The following is a 17,871-nucleotide window of genomic DNA, read 5'->3' as shown; positions in this document are numbered from 1 at the left end:
CTACGCGGTGATCCGGAACAGTTCCGCCGCCGTACCGCCCATGATCCCGGCCATCTCCTCATCGGTGATCTCGGTGCCCTGTTCGCGTGCGATCCGGCGAGCGTCGCGGTAGAGATCCCTGGCGTCGGTGTTGTCGGATCCGAAGACGACCCGGTCGATAGCGCCGAGTTCCTTGAGCTTCACAAGCGCGCCGGCCAGGACCTCGGGTCCCCAGGCGGTCCATCCCGCCATCTCGGCGTAGAAGTTGGGGTGTTTGGCGACCACCGCCACCCCTTCGTCCACCCACGGGTAACCGAGATGCGCCACGATGACCTTCAGATCCCGGTAGCGACGCCCGACGTCGTCCAACTGGATCGGGTCCTGGAACTCCATCGCCGAGTTGATGGTGGCCGTCCATCCGGTGTGGATCATCACCGGTATGTCCAACTCGAGACACTTCTCGTAGAGCGGGTCCAGCCGCCGGTCATTCGGGGCGTAGTGGTGATAGGTCGGGACGAGCTTGAGCAGCCGGAAATCCAGTTCCTTGACGCATCTCTCCAGCTCGAGCACCGCCGCCGGGATGTCCCGGAGCGGATCCATCGCCGCGACGCCATAGAGTCGGCCCCCGGACCGGGCGACCTGGTGAGCGACGTAGTCGTTGGGAACGAAGACGCGGTGGTCGGCAGGATGATCGGGGTGGTAGGTCGTGCGGCGGATATCTCCACCCTGGATCATGCCGATATCGAATCCGGTGGCATCCAGGTGTTCGACGATGTCTGAACCGTCTACGGAACCGACGTCCCATCCCCATGGCGCGTACATCTCCCGTACCCACCACTCGGGAGCATGCTCGGGCACCTCGGTCACATGCAGGTGACAATCGATCGTTACCATTGGTCAGTCCCCCAATCCGTACAGGCGCGCTGCGTTACCGCCGAGAATCGCCGCCATCTCCTCGTCCGTGAACGGCTCGGCCCCCCTCTCCCGGGCAACCCGGTTCACGCTGCGATACACGTCAGGCACCGTGGCTTCCTCCCGGCCGACCCGCACCTTGTCGCTGTTATTGGATCCGTACAGCACCCGGTCGAGCGCCGACAGCGACCGGAACCGGTCCAGGGTCTCGAACAGAGGCTCGGGCCCGAGTTCGGCGTAGTGATACATGTCGCCGTGGAAGTTGGGGTGTTTCGCCACCAGCAGGATGCACTGGTCGATCCAGGGATCGGCCATCGAGATGATCACTTTGAGGTCGCGGAAGCGACGACCGACCTCGTCGAGTTGCACCGGATCGGCGTTTTCGAGCCTGGCCATGATGATCGGCGTCCATCCGGTGAAGAAGTGGGCGGGTATACCCAACTCGATGCACTTCTCGTAGATCGGATCCAGGCTCGGGTCGTTGGGCGAGAAGTGAAGGTAGGAACCGAGCAGCTTGAGGGCGCGGAAGTCCAACTCGTTGACGCACCGGTCCAGTTCCTCCAGGGCTGCGCCCATGTCCCGGATCGGGTCGATGACGGCCACTCCCTTCAACCGGTCCGGGAAGAGGGCAACCTGCTCCGCCGTGTAGTCGTTGGGAACGAAGACTTCGTGTTCGGTGGGATGTTCCGGATGGTAGGTCGTGCGCCGCATGTCTCCACCCTGGACCAGACCGACATCGACTCCGGAACGATCCAGGAGGTCGACGATCCACTGCCCGTCATAGTTGGCGAGAGCTCCACCCCCGTACGGTCGGTACATCTCGGTCAACCACCACTCGGGTATGTGGTCCGGGACCACGCCGAGGTGCAGATGACAGTCGACGCTGACCAACTGGGCCTCCCATCGTGGATAGTTCGATCCGGCGGTCGGCGGGTCATTGTACAGGGCGGCCCCGGCGTGCCCGCCCATCGCCCCGGATGTAGGCTGGCGCCGGCTGGATCTCACGGGAAGTTCTCGGGCATCCTCTGTCTCCCGCGCCATACAGGAGGACTTGGAATGATGGGGTTGTCGGGCTCGAGGGTTGTCATTACCGGCGCGGCTACCGGGATCGGTCGCACCGTGGCCGAGAGGTTCGTCGAGGCCGGCGCCGGAGTGCACATCTGCGACATCGATGCCGGCGGGTTGGCGGCAGCCCGGGAGGAAGTGCCCGGCATCTCGGCCACCTTGGCCGATGTCGGATCGGAACGAGACATCGAAAGGCTGTTCGACGACGCGGTCGGGCGACTCGGAGGCCTTGACGTTTTGGTGAACAACGCCGGACCGAGCGGCCCTACGGTCCCGGTCGACGAACTCACCTACCAGGACTGGCGCGCCTGCATCAGCGGAAACCTCGATGGTGCCTTCCTCAGCACGCGGGCCGCGGCGCCCCACCTCAAGGAGGCCGGGACCGGGGCCATCGTCAACATGTCGTCGGTCTCGGGACTCTTCGGCTCCCCGTTGCGAAGCCCGTACGCGGCGGCCAAGTGGGCATTGCTCGGCCTGACGAAGACCTGGGCCGCCGAACTCGGCCCGTACGGCATCCGGGTGAACGCGGTCTGTCCGGGAGGCGTGGCCGGTCCCCGGCTCGACCGGGTCATGCAGGATCTGGCCGACGAGCGGGGCGTTCCATTCCAGGAGGTGTCCGACGAGTGGAAGATGCAAGCCTCCCTGCGGACCTTCATCGAGCCTGACGAGATCGCGAATCTGGTCCTGTACCTGTGCTCCCCTCTGAGCGGCGGTATCACGGGAGCGGTCATCCCCATCGACGGCCACCTCGAGACCCTGGTCGGCTAACGCTGGCCCAGCCTGGGCCAGCAGCGATTCTGCGCCCCCAACTATGGTGGCGCGCCAGATCACTAGGAGGATGATGCGACCTAGCCCGGACGAAGTACAGCGAATCACCGTGGTGGGCGCCGGGACGATGGGGCACTCGATCGCCCAGGTCTTCGCCCAGGCCGGGATCGATGTGGACCTGGTGGATCTCGACGAGACAGCGCTGGCGCGTGCCCCCCGGTTGGTGGAGGCCAACCTGCGCGTGCTGGTCGACGGAGGCCGTCTGAACGCCGCGGAGATTTCTGCAGTCCTCGGGCGCCTCCATCCCACCACTTCGCTCGCCGACGCGGCGGCCCGGGCCGAGTTCGCGATGGAGGTGGTCAGCGAGAACATCGCCGCCAAGCAAGCCGTCGTCAACGCGTTCGAAGATGCGGCCGCGCCAGACGTGGTACTGGCCAGCAACACCTCGGCTCTGGACCTGTTCGCTCAGGTGACGGCCGCCAGACCCGAGCGGTTCGTCTGTGCCCACTGGTTCATGCCCCCGTACATCGTCCCTCTGGTGGAGGTCGCCGGCGGGCCCGACTCGTCCGGACGCTCGCTCGAGTGGACCGCCGGCCTGCTCCGGCGGATCGGGAAGCAGCCGCTCGTGATGAAGCGGTTCGCAATCGGCTTCATCGCCAACAAGATCATGATGGCGATGGGAGCCGCGGCGGAAGAACTGATGGACGACGGCGCCGCGACCCTGGAGGACATCGACTTCGTGATGAAGACCAGCGTCGGCGTGCGGCTGGGGCTGGTGGGCATCTTCCAGAGCCTGGACTTCAACGGACTCGACCTGATCGCGGAAGGCACGGAGGAGATGGGACTCGAAGTGCCCCCCTACCTCAAAGAGGTCGTCGACCAGGGTTTCTACGGACCGAAGACGGGCCGGGGCTTCTACGACTACGGCGGCCGCTCCGAGCGAGATGTGGTGCGCAAGCGGGACTTGGCCTACCTGGCCGTACTGGACGCTCTGGAGGAGGCAGACGCCTTCTCACCGCTGTAGGACAGTGCCGAACCCTGAGTTCGGCCTTGTTGCCGAAACTCCGCCGGTGTCCGTTGCCGGTGTGAGGAATTCCCGTGTCGCCGGCTCCCACCGGACTCGCACCCCGACCAAGGTGGTTGTTCTTGTCACACCCTCGCTATATGGTGTTCGATAACCGTTAACCCCGATTCTTCATGCTCGGACGGCCGCTTCCTCGAGGCTGATAGAGAAGGGCTCTCTCTGAGGTGGCCGTCGGCCAGCCGGCCCGTGTCAATTAAGAATCCGGGTTAAAAGCACCTGCGGCCCATCTTTGACGTCGACCGGGCCGTGCGAGGGAACATCTAGTCGAGCGGCCCCCACCCGGGGCAGGAGCGGACGCGCTCGACACCAAGGTGGTGGCGGAGGGGGAGGGCCCAGCGGGTGGGGCCGAGCCGTCGCGATTTTCGCGTTCTTCTTGGCGACTCGAGAACCAGCTCCCGGCTACAGGCGGCCGGCGCCGTGCTCGGGGTACAACTCTTGATAGAGCCTCCCCCGCTCGTATGGGTAGGCAGCCAGGACGTCCTCGTCGATCTCGATCCCCAGCCCGGGCCCGGTGGGGACCGCCATGCGGCCGTTCTCGACGCGATCCATGCCGAAGATGGGGTCGACCAGCAGACCGTCCCGTAGCGGCTGGTAGGGATCGGGGTCGTACTCGAGCACCTCGGGTTCGATGGCGGCCGCAAGGTGAAGACCCGCCGCCACTCCTACAGCGGTCAGGCCTCCGATGTGGGGGACCACGGCGAGATCGTGTGCCTTCGCCAGGGCCGCCACCTCCATGCAGGCGAGTATGCCGCCGCAAACCGTCGGGTCCGGCTGGAGAACATCCGCGGCGCGATGATGCACCACGTTCCTGAATCCGGCCAGGGAGAAAACCCGCTCACCGACCGCGATGCGGACCGGTGACTCGGCCCGGAGCTCGGCGAGCGCCTCGATCATGTACTGGGGAATGGGTTCCTCGTAGAAGCTCACGTCGTACGGTTCCATCCTCCGGGCCAGGCGGATCGCCTCGCGGAGGGTGTACGTCCAGTAGCCGTCAGCCATCAGGAGGCAATCGTCACCGATGACGCTCCTGGTCCGGGCGATCAACTCGAGATCCCGATCCGGGTCGTTGCCCAGCCGCACCTTGATGGCTTTGATCCCGACCTCGAGGACATCATCGAAGTACGTCTCGTGCCAGCCGAGGTCCACCTCGAACGATGTCGTCCCGGTGGCGTACAGGGGCAGACTGTCCACGCCGGCGCCGAGTATTGCCGCGAGGGAGACACCGTGCTCCTGACCGAAGATGTCCCAGAGAGCTATCTCGATGGCGCCGATGACCTGGGCCGAGATCCCGTCCCATCCGAGGTAGCCGTCCAGCCACAGGTGCATCTCGGCAAGGCGGGCCCTGATGGCCAGCGGGTTCTTGCCGACGAGTACGTCGGCGAGAACATCATTGACGATGGTCTCCACGACCGTGGGGTACGAGTGCCCGTAGGACGAGCTCGCCTCGCCCCATCCGACGTGCCCCGCGTCCGTGTCGATCTTGACCAGCGAGAAGCTGCGATGCATCTCCGGATCGACCTTCATGTAGCCGGCCGAGAAGGCCGTGATCCGGGATATCTTCATGCGGTCACCGCCCAGAGGCCGGGCCGGAGCATCATTGCTGTGTCCGGGCCTCGAACTTGCCCACGAGGGTGGGAGCGGGAATCTCGTCCGGTGCGTTCTCCAAGTAACCGGTGACGCTGACGATCGTGTCCCTGAACCAGATGTCGAAGGGGTGGTCGGACGCGGTCATCTTGTCGAGGATGTCCTGTGGATCGACGCCGTCGATGGCCACGATGGCCAGATCCATCCCGGGAAGACGCTGCTCCCAGACCACCTCGCGCGCCACGCCCATCCGCCGGTGATGGTCGGCCCACTCCTCGTACCGGGGACCGGTGACCTCTCGCATCATCCGGCGCCAAGCCTCCCTTTTCCCGGGGAGTATCGGCGCCACTATCAAGAACTCGGTCGTCTCCGCCAACGAGGTCTCCAATCGCCTGGCAGGGTCGAAAGTCTATCAATCCGGTGGTTGGTCATTCCGCGACGCGCTGCCGTGGGGCACCTCCCTATAGACTCCGGCGGGTGCGGTTGTTGCCAGCTTGCCCACCCGATGGGAGCCCGCCGGTGTGAAGGTATTCGAATTCGATCCGGGCAGGGTCCACCTGGTGAGCCTGAGCCAGGGGGATGATTTGGTGGACTCGTTGACAGAATTCGCCCGGTCCAACGGCGTCCTGGGTGCGACGATCACCTTTCTCGGCTCGGTGAGCCGCGCCGACCTGTCCTGGTACGACCCCGACACCGGCGACTATCGCACCTTCGTGCGGGAGGAGCAGCTGGAGGTTGCGGGCGGAACGGGAAACATCTCCCTGTATGAGGGTCAACCGCTGGTCCACATACACGCCGTGTTCGCCGACTCGACCGGCCGGACCATCGGGGGCCATATCAACCCCGGAACCATGGTGTTCGCGATGGAAGCCACCGTCCAGGAGTTGGTGGGCGATCCGCCGGAGTTCTGGGGAACCCTATGATCCGATACCGGCCTCTAGGCGCAGTGCGATACCTGGCTGCGTTACCGGCGTGCCACCGCAGCCGGCCCTCCACTAGTCTCCGTTTCCGCGGAACCCCGTAAGGAGGCGCCATTGACTGACCGCAGCTTCGCCGATGGTGACGCGGGCGGAGAGGTCGCGGACGGGTCACCGGTCATATCGCTGCGGGATGTGAGCAAGGAGTTCAAGCTTCGGAGGGGCGAGTCGTTGCTGGCTGTCTCCGACGTCAGCTTCCACGTGGCGGCCGGCGAGTTCGTTGCGCTCATCGGGCCTTCCGGGTGCGGTAAGTCGACCTTGCTACGGCTGGTCGGATCGCTGGAAGTGCCTTCCGGCGGCACCGTGGTCGTGAACGGGCGACAGCCTGCCGAGTTGGCGGCCGCGCATCGCCTAGGCGTGGCCTTCCAAGATCACGCTCTGCTTCCCTGGCTCAGTTCGTGGGACAACATCGCGCTGCCGTTCCACGTGGCCGGGATGAAGCCGGACCGCGAGCGCATCTCCGATCTCATCTCGCTCGTCGGTATGGCGGGGTTCGAGAAGGCGAGGCCGAAACAGCTCTCCGGCGGGATGCGCCAGCGCGTCGCCATCGCCCGCGCCCTCGCCCTGAACCCCGAAGTCCTACTCCTTGACGAGCCGTTCGGAGCCCTCGATGCAGTGACCCGCCGGCAAATGAACATGGAACTGCAGCGGATCTGGTCCGCTCAGCAGCACACCACGATTCTGGTGACCCACTCGGTAGACGAGGCTCTGTTCCTCGCCGACCGGGTCATCGTTCTGACCGAGCGTCCAGGGCGGGTGAAACTGGTGCAGGAAGTGGAGTTCGAGAGGCCTCGGACACGAGAGTTGGCAACCACACCGGAGTTCCACGCCATAGCCGACGAACTCACCCTGGCCCTGGACTCGACTGGAGCCTGAGGGCTCTCTTCCCACCGACAGGCCGAGACCTCGGATCCGTCGCACCCGCGCATAATCCACAAAAGGAAGTGGCGCCCCCTTGGTCGGGGAGCGCCACTTCCGTAGAACCGGAAACAGGAGCGATCAGCAGGCCAGGAGCGAGGCTCCGCAGCCGGCGAACGCATCATCGAGCAGGCTGGTGTCGATCATCGACTCGGCACTGGGAAGGTTCTCGATACCCGTCAGGGCCAAGACGTCCCACATAGTGGACGCCATGAGATCGAAGTCCATCTGGAACAGACCCTTCTCATCGGTGAGGCTGCTCGTCATCAGAGGTACCTGAGCGTCATGGACGGGCCGCTGGAACGAGATGTCCATGCCGATCTCGGCCCCTCCCCACTTGTTCATCATGAGGTCGATGGCGGCATCCGGATCGGCGAAGGCCGCCTCCCAGCCCTTGATCATCGCCCGCAGGAATCCCACCACCGCATCGCGGTTGGCGTCCAGGAAGCTTCGGTTGACGAACGCCAGGTCGTGATACATCTGCATGCCCAGGTCGGCATAGGACACGGCCACGTTGTCGATGCCCATGAAGTCGAGAATGACGGGGTGGCTGTTCATGTAGTTGATCTGGCCACGCACCAAGCCTTCAGCGACCGGTGACGGGTCGTAACCAACCGGGACCATGTCGTAACACCCGGCCTCCAGCCCGTTGAGGGTCAGCAGCGCATCGAGTTGGACTATGTCACCGGGGGTGGCCCCGATCTTGCTGCCGCATATGTCGCTCGCAGTCAGGATCGGGTCCGAGGCCAGCGAACTGATCCCCAGGATGCCCTCTTGAAGCCTTGTCCCGAAGATCACGAATTCATCGCCTTGTGACACTGCATCGGCAATGATGGCCAGACCGCCGAAGCCGATGTCCGCAGCTCCCCCGGCCAGGATCTGGACGGGATGCGGCACGTTCGGGCCGCCGTACTCGAACTCGGCCACCACGTTCTCCTCGGTGAAGAACCCCAATTCGTCCGCCATGTACAGCCCGAGGAATCCGGGATCCGCCGTCCAGTTCAGCCGGACACGGATAACCGTCGGTTCCATGGGAGCTTCGGTGGTCGGCGCCGCCGTTGTGGTGGGCGCCGCCGTTGTGGTGGGCGCGGCCGTGGTATCCGGCGCGGCCGTGGTATCCGGCGCGACCGTGGTTGCGGGCGCGGCGGTCGTGGCGGGGGCAGCCGTCGTGGCGGCAGGCTCGTCATCTCCGCACGCGGCCGCCAGCAAGGCCAATACGAGAATCATCCCGCCTAGTCGTGATCTACGTGAGTACCGCAAAGGTCTCCTCCTACTTCGCCTCGGGTGCTTCAGTCTGCCACCCCTGGTCGGGGAATGCACCTGGTTTTGTCCGCGCCGAGTACGGCAGGAGGCCGGTACGGCCTAGAGCATCCGCTGCTGCCCGCGCTCCTCGAGCCGGCTGGCGCCGACGTATACGACCACCGACAGGACGACTATTACCACCGCGGAGCCCCAGGCCCGAGCCATTTCGAGACCGCCGTACGAGAGAGCGAAGAGCCACCCGAGGCCGTCGCGGCCGGTGAGGTACTCCCCCAAGATCGCGGCGACGATCGCCAGGGCCCCGTTCAGCCGGAGCGCGGTGAGGAAGTCGGGTACTGCTGAAGGCAACGCCAGGTGACGCAATCTGGCGCGGCGCCGTGCTCCCATGACGGAGAACACATCGTCGGCGCCGGGGGGTGTGGAACGAAAACCGGAACTGACCAGCACGAAGGTCGGGAACATCGAGACCAGGGCGGCAACCGCCACAACCGTGGTCCGCGTGTAACCGATCACCCTCGCCATGATCGGGACGGTCGCTACCAGCGGAACGGAGTACATGATGATCATGGGTGTGGTGAGCATGCCCCTCAGCACCGGAGACAGCCAGCTCGCCAGTGCCGCCACCAGCCCGATGAGGCTGCCGACCAGCAGACCCACCGCAGCCATCTGCAGCGTGTTGAACGTGTACGAGAGGTAGGTACCGGGATCTCCGGCGATGTCGCTCACCACCGATTCGGGGGTGGGGGCCACGATGGGACTGACGTCCCAGATCGTGACCGCGAACTGCCAGAAGCCGATGACCAAGACGAAGGGCCACACCGTGAGAGCAATGTCCACCAGCCGGCCGCGCCAGGAAGCGGGCTCCCTCTCCCCCTCCTTCGATCGGCCGGCATCGGCCAGTTCCCGCACGTCCTGGCGGACGGAGAAGTCGCGACGCCGGACCAGTTCTTCCACCAGGGCGAAGAGGCCGAAAGCCACGATCGCTATGAAGGCCGTCAGCCCTGCGGCGGCCCAGAGCCGGGCGGTGAAGAACTGCTGGAGGGCCACGACCATCACCAGGCCCAATCCTGGCTCGGTCGTGCCGAACCACTCGCCGAAGACCACGCCGAACATGGCGGCGGGAGCGCCGAGCTTGGCCGCGTACACGATCGAAGGCAGCACCGCCGGTATCTCCAGCCTCCAGAAGCGGCTGGTCCTGGACGCCCCCAGAACGGTGAACACGTCCTGATGGGATGCGCTCACGAGGTTGAAACCGGAACTCACCGCGATGAAGCTCGAGAAGAACACGGCCAGGCTCGCGAAGACCACCGGAGTCGCCGACGATGACACCACCATGACGATGAGCGGGCCCAGGGCGATCCAGGGGATGGAATTGACAACGGTGGCCAGGCGCCCGATGCCCCGGCGGAGCGGGATGATGACCAGCCCGATGATGGCCAGAGAGATTCCCAGTGCCATCCCGGCGGCGAATCCCCGCACCGCGTCCCGGATCGTGCCTGCGGCGGCCCGACGCAGGATTTCCCTGTCCTTGGAGAGAGACTCGAGAACATCCGTGAAAGGCGGCCAACCCCTACCGAACACCTCGAATTGGCCGACCAACTCCCATCCCGCGAGGAGGACTCCCACGCCTGCAACCCCGAGGGCGGCCGATCGCCAACCGGATACTCCCCTTGCGGAGATAGCCCCTCCGGTTGCCATATTCCATCGTCCCTTCGGGAGCCGGCCAGTGGTCTGCCTGCGGAGGCATACCATCTCGAAAAATCTTACCCGCCGGTCCTGGCCGCCGAACGGCCGAATCCAACGATGCGGGAAGGGGTAGACCGCTAGCGTTGTAACGCACCCGACGGGAACGACATGAGAACCATCACTGTTCAGGCCACCATCCGCCAGGATCACCTGGAAAGGTTCCTGACGGCGTCGATCGCCAACGCCCGTGCGTCTGTGGCGACCGAGCCAGGGTGCCGCCGTTTCGACATCTTCGGTGACGATACGGACCCGGCCAGGGTGGGATTCAACGAGATCTACGACGATGACGGCGCGGTCGAAGCCCACGGCGAGTCGGCGCACTTCGCAGCCTGGTTTGCGGCTACCGATGGAATGGCGGATCAACTGGTCTGGGCAACGTGCCGCAGCCTCGACAGCACCGCCAAGGCGCGCCGTGACGCGACCGGGGAGCGATCCGAAGATCCTCCATCCACCGGGGGGATGGTGGTCTACCAGGCGCGCATCTCCGTGCGACCCGAGGACACCGACGGCTTCATCGGATCGGTGACGGAGCAGGCCCGTGCAGCCGCAGCAGCGGAACAGGGGCTGCTCCGTTTCGACATCAACCAGAATCTCGACATCGCCACCGAGTTCTGGCTCTATCGGGTCCACACCGATGGCGCCGCGGCGGGCGACCACGCGGCCGCGCCCTACACGGCTGCCCATCTCGATCGATACGGCGGGTACTACTCGGACGGAGCGCCTCGGCCCATCTCCGGACCGAACATCTGGCCACCGGACACCGGGTGGTGAGCCCACCCGCCGGAAGCTCCATGGGGGATCCGACCTCGGAGCACGTCACCTGCGACCTGCTGGTCACCGGAGGGGCGGTGGTCACCGTGGACGACCGGCGCCGGTTGATCGACCCGGGAGCGGTGGCCATAACCGGGGACCGGATCGTAGCGGTGGGCACCGCCCGTGACCTGAGCCACTACCAGGCGAGCCGGGTCATCGACACCACGGGCGGGGCGGTCCTGCCCGGGCTCGTGGACACTCACCAGCACCTGTTCCAGTACCTGACGCGGGGTCTCGGAGAAGGCCTGGAACTGTGGCCGTGGCTGTCGGACTTCATGTGGCCGGTCACCACCGCCATCTCCATCGATGAGGCCAGGATCGGCGCTCAGCTCGGAGCGGTGGAGGCCGCTCGCTCCGGTGTCACCACTGTGCTCGACAACCATTACGCCCCCACCGACTTCGCATCCACCCTCGCCGTGGCGGACGCCATCGAGGCGGTCGGGCTGCGAGGGGCGGTCGCCAGGGGCATGACCGGCGAGCTGACCGGGATGGCGGCCAAACACGGCCTGGCGGGCGAGTTGTTCCGCTACTCCAACCAGGAGGAGATCGACATCACCCGGGCCTGTATCGAGGCCCGCCCGGCCGGCGCCCGGGTGGGCGTCTGGCCGGCGCCCCTCAACATCATCTACGTCAGCCAGGATCTCGTGGTCGATGCGGTCGGTCTGGCACACGAGAAAGGGATCGGCTGGCACTCGCACTGCTCGGAGGCGGCGAACGACCCGGTCTTCTATCTCGAGGAGTACGACCGCAGGCCGGTGCTGTGGCTGGCTGAGCGGGGGCTCTTGGGCCGGGGCGCCACCCTGGCCCACGGGATCTTCCTCGACGACCGCGAGGTCGAACTCGTCGGGGACTCACGAACCGGTATCGCCTACTGCCCGATCTCCCATCAGTACATCGCCCTGGGAGTGATGCGTCTCCGCGACCTGCGCGGCGCCGGCACAACCGTTGCTCTCGGTCTGGACGGGGGCAGCGGGCACCGGCTGGACATGTTCGCCTGCATGAAGCAGGCGGTCCTCCTCCAGCGCGTCCATTCCCAGAACCCCACGGAGTCGAACGGTGAGGAAGCGATCGAACTCGCCACCCGCGCCGGCGCCGAGTACATGGGCATCGATGCCGGTGTCATCGCGCCGGGCAAGCTCGCGGACCTGGTGATCGTGGATCAGTCCGCTCCCCACCACTCACCGCTCCACCGCACGGTGGCTTCCGTCGTCTACTCGACCGGCCCCGCCGACGTGACCCACACGATCGTCGGCGGCGATGTCATCTTCGAGAACGGCAGCTGCACGATGGTGGACGAAGCGGCCGTCGTCGAGGAAGCGAACGCTCGAGCCGCGGATCTCGTAGCCCGTGCCGGGCTCACCCCGCTGCTCGAACCGTGGCGAACGGCGGCGCCGCAAGGCGGGGCTTGACTCCCGGGATCCGGCACTCCGGGAGACGGGCTACGCCCGATCGGCCGGAACCGTTATGTTCTATGTGATCCGGGCCGCGTACGGTGATTCCTCGGTACCACGACGAGGCGCCGCCTGGGGGTGATAACCGTCTCGAAAGGAACACCGATGGGCGAAATCGAAGCGACTTGGGACTTTCGCGACCCGTACCTCTGGATGCAGAAGACGGCTAGGAGTGCGCTGCCGCCCCTGATCATCACCGCGGCCATCAGCGGCGGCGGCCATGGCAAGGAGTCGAATCCGGCTCTTCCGGAGACTCCGGAGGAGCAGGCGGAGGAAGCCCGGAGGGCATACGAAGCCGGCGCGTCACAGATACACGTGCACGTGCGGGATCCCGACGACTGGAGCCAGTGCACCGGCAACCCCGCCGACTACGGGAAGGTGAACGGGATGATCCGGGAGCTATGCCCGGATGTGATCATCAACAACAGCACCGGCGGCGGGCCCACCCTGACCACGGAGGAACGGTACTCGCCGCTGTACGCCGACCCGGCCCCGGACGTGGCCACCCTCAACCTGGGCCCGTTCGTGTCGCAATTCACCATGCCGGAGCGGCCTCCCCACCTTCCGCATCCCCGCGGGCCGGTCGAGTACGACATGTGCAGCGGCACGACCTACGGTGAGCTGAACCACTATGCGTCGGTAATCGCCGAGCGCGGGATGAAGCCGGAGTTGGAGATCTACGACCCCGGGCAGTACTGGGTGCTGCGCGATCTGATCTACAACGAGAACGTGACACCCCCCTACATGGTGCAGTTCGTCCTGGGCGCCCAGACCGCGTCGTTCCCGACCCCCGCCAACCTCATGTCGCTCATCAACGAACTCCCGGCCGGAGCGCTCTACTCGGTGATCGGTACCGGGCCGTTCCAGATCCCGATGAACGTCCTGGGAATCCTGCTCGGAGGCCATGTGCGGGTTGGTCTCGAGGACAACATCTACTACCGGCGGGGCGAGAAGGCCACCGGCAACGCTCAACTGGTGAGCCGTATTCGCAGGATCGCCGAAGACATGAACCGCGAGATCGCCACCCCCGCCCAGGCCCGCCGGATGCTGGGCCTCCCGCAGGTCGCATGAAGCCCGGACCTCGGCGGGAGCGTCCCGAGCCCGCCGCGAGGCGCGGGAGGACGCCGGCATGAGTTCCGGCCCGCGCCGCCAGATCCTGGACGTCGGGTCATTCGACGTGTCCGATGTCCGGGCCGGCGCTGAGACCACTTTCTCCGACGGCATCCTCACCATCAACATCGGAGAGTTGGAAGAGCAGCTGTCCGCGGATCCCGATCTTGCCGCCGTTTCGGTGGAGATCATCCGGCCCGGGGAATCGGTCAGGGTGATCAACGCGATCGACGCGGTGGAGCCGAGGATCAAGGTGGACCCTCCCGGCACGGACTTCTCGGGTCTCCTGACCGTGCCGCGGCTGGTCGGCACGGGAACCGCCCACGCCCTGAAAGGGGTGGCGGTCGTGGAGACCGCCCTTCCGGTACCGGGCGAACCGCGCTACTGGCGGGAAGCCGTCTTCGACATGGCCGGATCCACAGCCGGATACTCGCCCCTCTCGGAACTGATCAACGTGGTGGTCTCCTGTGAGCCGACCGCCGCACTGCTCGAGAGCGAGGACCGTCCCACCAACGTCTTCGAGGGAACGCCGGAGGCGGTCGAATACAACAAGGCGGTCCGACTCGCTGGCCTCAAGGCGGCCCGGTACCTGGCCGAGACAACCCTCGGGAAGAGACCCGACCGGGTGGACACCTACGACCTGGCCCCCTCGCCGGTCAACGGGCTACCGGCGGTCGTGTACCTGTACCAGCTGGCCATCCCGTTCCTGCATGGCGAGATCGCTCCCGGGGCCGGGGCCATCGGCGGCGCCGCCCACCTGCCCACGCCGATCCATCCGAACGAGCTGCTCGACGGGGCGCTGGTGTGCGGCTGGAACGCCATCGCCTGCATGCGGGAACTCACCTACACCGTGCAGAACCACGCCATCATCGAGGACCTCTACGGCCGCCACGGCAAGGACATCGATTTCCGGGGGGTGGTCCTCTTCACCAACGGAGACACCCGCGCCGCCAAGGAGCGCCTCGCCAACCATGCGGCCAACCTGGCGATCATGATGGGAGCCGAAGGGGCATTGATCAACTACGCCGGCGGCGGGCATCCCGCCGTCGACGCCATGATGATATGCAGGAACCTGGAGCGGCGGGGAGTGACCACGACGATGCTGTCGATGGAGATGGCGGCCAACCCGGGCGAGTCCGGCTTCGTCCACTTCGTACCGGAAGCCGATGCCATCGTGAGCACCGGAAACTACGAGGAGGCCGTTCGCTTCGAGCCCGTGGAGCGGGTGATCGGCGGTGACGCACTGATCCGGATCGAAGAAGACCCGTCCGGCGCGTTCGAGGCGCCGCTGGCCATCGTCATGGCCAGCACCCACCAGTTCGGTGGGACACGTATCCGCGGCGAGGAGTACTGAGAGGTAACCGATGGCGAGAATCGTCCACTATCTCAACCAGTTCTTCGGGGGGCTGGGCGGCGAGGACCAGGCGGGCATGGGACCGGTCTCCGAACCGGGTCCGGTGGGAAGCGGCCGGGGTCTGACCCGCTTCCTGGAAGGCGAGGACCGGATCGTCGGGACCGTCATCGGCGGCGACAACTACATGGCGCAAGGCGGGAGTGGCGCGGTGGACGAGGTGATCGGGTTGATCTCCGGGTTCGATCCCGATGTCGTGGTGGCCGGACCGGCGTTCGGATCCGGGCGGTACGGCCTGGCCTGCGGCGCGGTTTGTTCGGCGGTGATCGAACACCTCGGCGTGCCGGCGCTTACCGGACTCCATCCTGAGAGCCCGGGCGCCGCCGAGTACCGCGCATGGGTCCCGATCCTCGCCACCGCCGAGACAGCCGCCGGCATGACCACCGCCCTCGAACGCCTCGCGCAACTGGCGTCCAGGCTGGGACGGGGTGAAGCACTCGGCAGCGCCGCGGACGAGGGCGTCCTTACCAAGGGGCTCCGCCGCAACAAGTTCGAAGACGTGCGGGGTTCTACCCGGGCGATCGACATGCTGCTCACGAAGATGCGCGGGGAGCCCTTCGTAACGGAGTGGCCGCTTCCCAGTTACGAGCCCGCGGAAGCCTCCGAGCCGATCGCGAGCGGCGCCCCCTTCCGGTTGGCGCTGGTGACCGAGGCAGGGATTGTTCCGGCTGGCAACCCCGACCGGCTGCCGTCGGGATGGGCGACCGACTGGATGAGATACCCGATCCAGGACCGGGAAGGCTTCGCCGAGGGCGAGTTCGAATCGGTGCATGGCGGTATCGACACGAGCTTCGCCAACCAGGACCCCGACCGCCAGGTACCGCTCGACGCCGCCCGGTTCATGGAGCAGGCGGGCCGGCTCAGCCTCCATCCCGAGCTACTGAGCACCACGGGCAACATGGGCACCCTGCGCGACATGACCCGCATCGGCGCCGAGATGGGACGCGCCCTGATCGCGGACGGGGTTCAGGCCGCGATCGTGGGTTCGACCTGAGGGACGGGGACGCGTAGCGGGTCTACGCTCGCCAAGTCGATCGAGAACCAGGGCGTTCCAGCGGCGCTGGTCACGGCGCTGGTCCCCTTGGCCGAGTCCGTGGGCGTTCTCCGGATCGTCCAGGGCAAGGCAGTCACCCATCCCTTCGGCGATCCGGAGCTGGACGCGGCCGACGAGATGGAGTATCGCCGCCGGGTCGTGGAGACCGCCATCTCGGCCCTCGAGGCCGAGGTCTCGGAGCCCACCGTCTTCGACGTCCCGGCAGTGTCCTAGGACCACACAGGCGCGAACCGCGGCGTCCGGTTGGCAGGGGCGGCAGGAAGGTACAGGCCGTCGCTGTCGAACGGTCTAGACGCCGATCTTGTAGATGCCGGCGGCCGAACCACCCAGGATCGCCGCCATCTCCTCGTCCGAGAACGGAGCGGCGCCCCGTCGTTGGGCCACCTCGTTGACGCTCCGGTACACGTCCGGGACGGTTGACTCCTCCCGACCCACGCGCACCTTGTCGCTGTTGTTGGACCCGTACAACACCCGGTCGAGGGCGGACAGCGACCGGAACGTCTCCAGCGCCCCGTAGAGGGGTTCCGGTCCCATTTCCGAATAGTGGTACATATCGGCGTAGAAGTTCGGATGTTTCGCGACCATGAGCATGCACTGATCTATCCACGGCACACCGAGGGCCACGATGAGTTTCAGATCCCGGTAGCGGCGGCCGACCTCGTCGATGAGCACCGGATCGGCGTGTTCCAGCTTGGCGGTGATGGTCGGCGTCCAACCCGTGAAGATGTGCACCGGGACATCCAGTTCGATGCATCGCTCGTAGACGGGGTCGAGCCGGCGGTCGTTGGGCGAGTAGTGCTGGTAGGCCGCCACGAGCTTGACGGCGCGGAAGTCCAGTTCCAGGACACAACGGTCGATCTCCTCCAGCGCAGCCCCGACATCGCGGATCGGATCCACGCAGACGACCCCCTTGAGCCGATCCGGGAACATTGCCACCTGCTCGGCGGTGTAGTCGTTGGGAACGAACACCTCATGTTCCTCAGGAAAGTCCGGGTGCCAGGTCGTGCGGCGGATGTCGGCGCCCTGCACCAGACCCACGTCGACACCGGATCGATCCAGCAGATCGACCATCCAGGCCCCGTCGGTCGAGCCGAAGACGCCCCCGTAGGGGCGGTACATCTCGGTCATCCACCAGTCGGGCACCTGGCTGGGCGTCTCCGTCAAATGAAGGTGGCAGTCAACCGTGACCATCTATCCCTCTCCTGTGCCTCCGGCCGGTCCGCCGATCAATCTACCTCTGGAACCCGAGTGGACTCGCCTAGAGCTGGATGAACTCGAGCCAGTTGCCCTCCGGATCCTGGAAGTAGACCACGCCCCAATCGTCGCCATCCGGGGTCTTCGAGAAGATCGGCTTCGTAACGAAGGTGACGCCTTTGCCCACCAGTTCCTCGTGGGCCCTGTCCAGGTCGTCCACCAGGAAACAGACGTGGGTCGCTCCCAGCTTGTTCAGCTCGACGTGGCCGTCGCTCGAGAGAGGTTCCAGGTACTCGATGAGTTCGAGCATGTGGCCGTCATCCCCGAGACCGAGGAAGACCTCCGTACGGCGCGCTCCCGGTATTCCGGCGTGATCACCTTCGGGTCCTGCCTCCATCTCGTAGCGTTCGAGGACGGTGAGACCGAGATCCTCCGTGTAGAACCGCAACATCTCGTCGAGATCCCGGACCACGATGCCCGAGTGGTTGAAGCTGGTGATCACGGCGCGCCCTTCGATCGTGGTGACGCACGTGATGCTAGACCGC

The 17,871-nt window shown here is 65.9% G+C and carries 17 protein-coding genes; 9 read left to right on the top strand and 8 right to left on the bottom strand.

Annotation, left to right across the window (positions count from 1 at the left end):
• Both OXM57_11250 and OXM57_11245 read right to left on the bottom strand, forming a co-directional pair.
• Entirely contained in the window at positions 1-873 is an 873-nt protein-coding gene (locus tag OXM57_11250; protein ID MDE0353253.1) for an amidohydrolase family protein, read from the bottom strand.
• 3 nt (positions 874-876) lie between these two features.
• A complete protein-coding gene (locus OXM57_11245) occupies positions 877-1,782 on the bottom strand; it encodes an amidohydrolase family protein (GenBank protein MDE0353252.1) in 906 nt (301 codons plus the stop codon).
• A 165-nt stretch (positions 1,783-1,947) separates the two neighbouring features.
• Between OXM57_11245 and OXM57_11240 the strand changes: the two genes are divergently transcribed.
• Together OXM57_11240 and OXM57_11235 are read left to right on the top strand one after the other, a co-directional pair.
• Positions 1,948-2,724: an SDR family oxidoreductase gene (locus OXM57_11240; GenBank protein MDE0353251.1), complete on the top strand. Its 777-nt coding sequence runs from the start codon at positions 1,948-1,950 to the stop codon at positions 2,722-2,724.
• A 73-nt stretch (positions 2,725-2,797) separates the two neighbouring features.
• The gene (locus tag OXM57_11235) at positions 2,798-3,748 is read left to right on the top strand and encodes a 3-hydroxyacyl-CoA dehydrogenase family protein (GenBank protein ID MDE0353250.1); all 951 of its coding nucleotides are present in this window, start codon (positions 2,798-2,800) and stop codon (positions 3,746-3,748) included.
• 459 nt (positions 3,749-4,207) lie between these two features.
• Here OXM57_11235 and OXM57_11230 read toward each other — a convergent pair whose 3' ends face one another.
• The gene (locus OXM57_11230; GenBank protein MDE0353249.1) at positions 4,208-5,371 is read right to left on the bottom strand and encodes a mandelate racemase/muconate lactonizing enzyme family protein; all 1,164 of its coding nucleotides are present in this window, start codon (positions 5,369-5,371) and stop codon (positions 4,208-4,210) included.
• 31 nt (positions 5,372-5,402) lie between these two features.
• Complete coding sequence (locus tag OXM57_11225; protein MDE0353248.1) at positions 5,403-5,768, bottom strand: hypothetical protein; 366 nt, start codon at positions 5,766-5,768, stop codon at positions 5,403-5,405.
• Positions 5,769-5,913: 145 nt separating this feature from the next.
• On the opposite strand from OXM57_11225, the gene OXM57_11220 reads away from it, so the two are divergent.
• Complete coding sequence (locus OXM57_11220) at positions 5,914-6,315, top strand: DNA-binding protein (protein ID MDE0353247.1); 402 nt, start codon at positions 5,914-5,916, stop codon at positions 6,313-6,315.
• A 111-nt stretch (positions 6,316-6,426) separates the two neighbouring features.
• A complete protein-coding gene (locus OXM57_11215; GenBank protein ID MDE0353246.1) occupies positions 6,427-7,245 on the top strand; it encodes an ABC transporter ATP-binding protein in 819 nt (272 codons plus the stop codon).
• Positions 7,246-7,368: 123 nt separating this feature from the next.
• Here OXM57_11215 and OXM57_11210 read toward each other — a convergent pair whose 3' ends face one another.
• Together OXM57_11210 and OXM57_11205 are read right to left on the bottom strand one after the other, a co-directional pair.
• Positions 7,369-8,514 (bottom strand): ABC transporter substrate-binding protein, encoded by a 1,146-nt coding sequence (locus OXM57_11210; protein ID MDE0353245.1) that lies wholly within the window; start codon positions 8,512-8,514, stop codon positions 7,369-7,371.
• 135 nt (positions 8,515-8,649) lie between these two features.
• A complete protein-coding gene (locus tag OXM57_11205) occupies positions 8,650-10,173 on the bottom strand; it encodes an ABC transporter permease subunit (GenBank protein MDE0353244.1) in 1,524 nt (507 codons plus the stop codon).
• A gap of 228 nt (positions 10,174-10,401) precedes the next feature.
• Between OXM57_11205 and OXM57_11200 the strand changes: the two genes are divergently transcribed.
• The 5 genes from OXM57_11200 (at position 10,402) to OXM57_11180 (ending at position 16,345) form a co-directional block, all read left to right on the top strand.
• Positions 10,402-11,064 (top strand): antibiotic biosynthesis monooxygenase, encoded by a 663-nt coding sequence (locus tag OXM57_11200; GenBank protein MDE0353243.1) that lies wholly within the window; start codon positions 10,402-10,404, stop codon positions 11,062-11,064.
• A gap of 20 nt (positions 11,065-11,084) precedes the next feature.
• Positions 11,085-12,515 (top strand): amidohydrolase family protein, encoded by a 1,431-nt coding sequence (locus OXM57_11195; protein MDE0353242.1) that lies wholly within the window; start codon positions 11,085-11,087, stop codon positions 12,513-12,515.
• 147 nt (positions 12,516-12,662) lie between these two features.
• The gene (locus OXM57_11190; protein MDE0353241.1) at positions 12,663-13,628 is read left to right on the top strand and encodes a 3-keto-5-aminohexanoate cleavage protein; all 966 of its coding nucleotides are present in this window, start codon (positions 12,663-12,665) and stop codon (positions 13,626-13,628) included.
• Between the two features lie 58 nt (positions 13,629-13,686).
• Positions 13,687-15,021, top strand: coding sequence for a hypothetical protein (locus OXM57_11185; GenBank protein MDE0353240.1), 1,335 nt, complete (start codon positions 13,687-13,689; stop codon positions 15,019-15,021).
• Between the two features lie 10 nt (positions 15,022-15,031).
• Entirely contained in the window at positions 15,032-16,345 is a 1,314-nt protein-coding gene (locus OXM57_11180; protein MDE0353239.1) for a glycine/betaine/sarcosine/D-proline family reductase selenoprotein B, read from the top strand.
• A gap of 75 nt (positions 16,346-16,420) precedes the next feature.
• Here OXM57_11180 and OXM57_11175 read toward each other — a convergent pair whose 3' ends face one another.
• Positions 16,421-17,323, bottom strand: coding sequence for an amidohydrolase family protein (locus OXM57_11175; GenBank protein ID MDE0353238.1), 903 nt, complete (start codon positions 17,321-17,323; stop codon positions 16,421-16,423).
• A gap of 67 nt (positions 17,324-17,390) precedes the next feature.
• Positions 17,391-17,828, bottom strand: coding sequence for a VOC family protein (locus OXM57_11170; protein ID MDE0353237.1), 438 nt, complete (start codon positions 17,826-17,828; stop codon positions 17,391-17,393).
• Between the last annotated feature and the right edge of the window lie 43 nt (positions 17,829-17,871).

Source organism: bacterium, assembly GCA_028820935.1.
Lineage (GTDB): Bacteria > Actinomycetota > Acidimicrobiia > Spongiisociales > Spongiisociaceae > Spongiisocius.
This window is presented reverse-complemented; position numbering and strand designations above follow the sequence as displayed.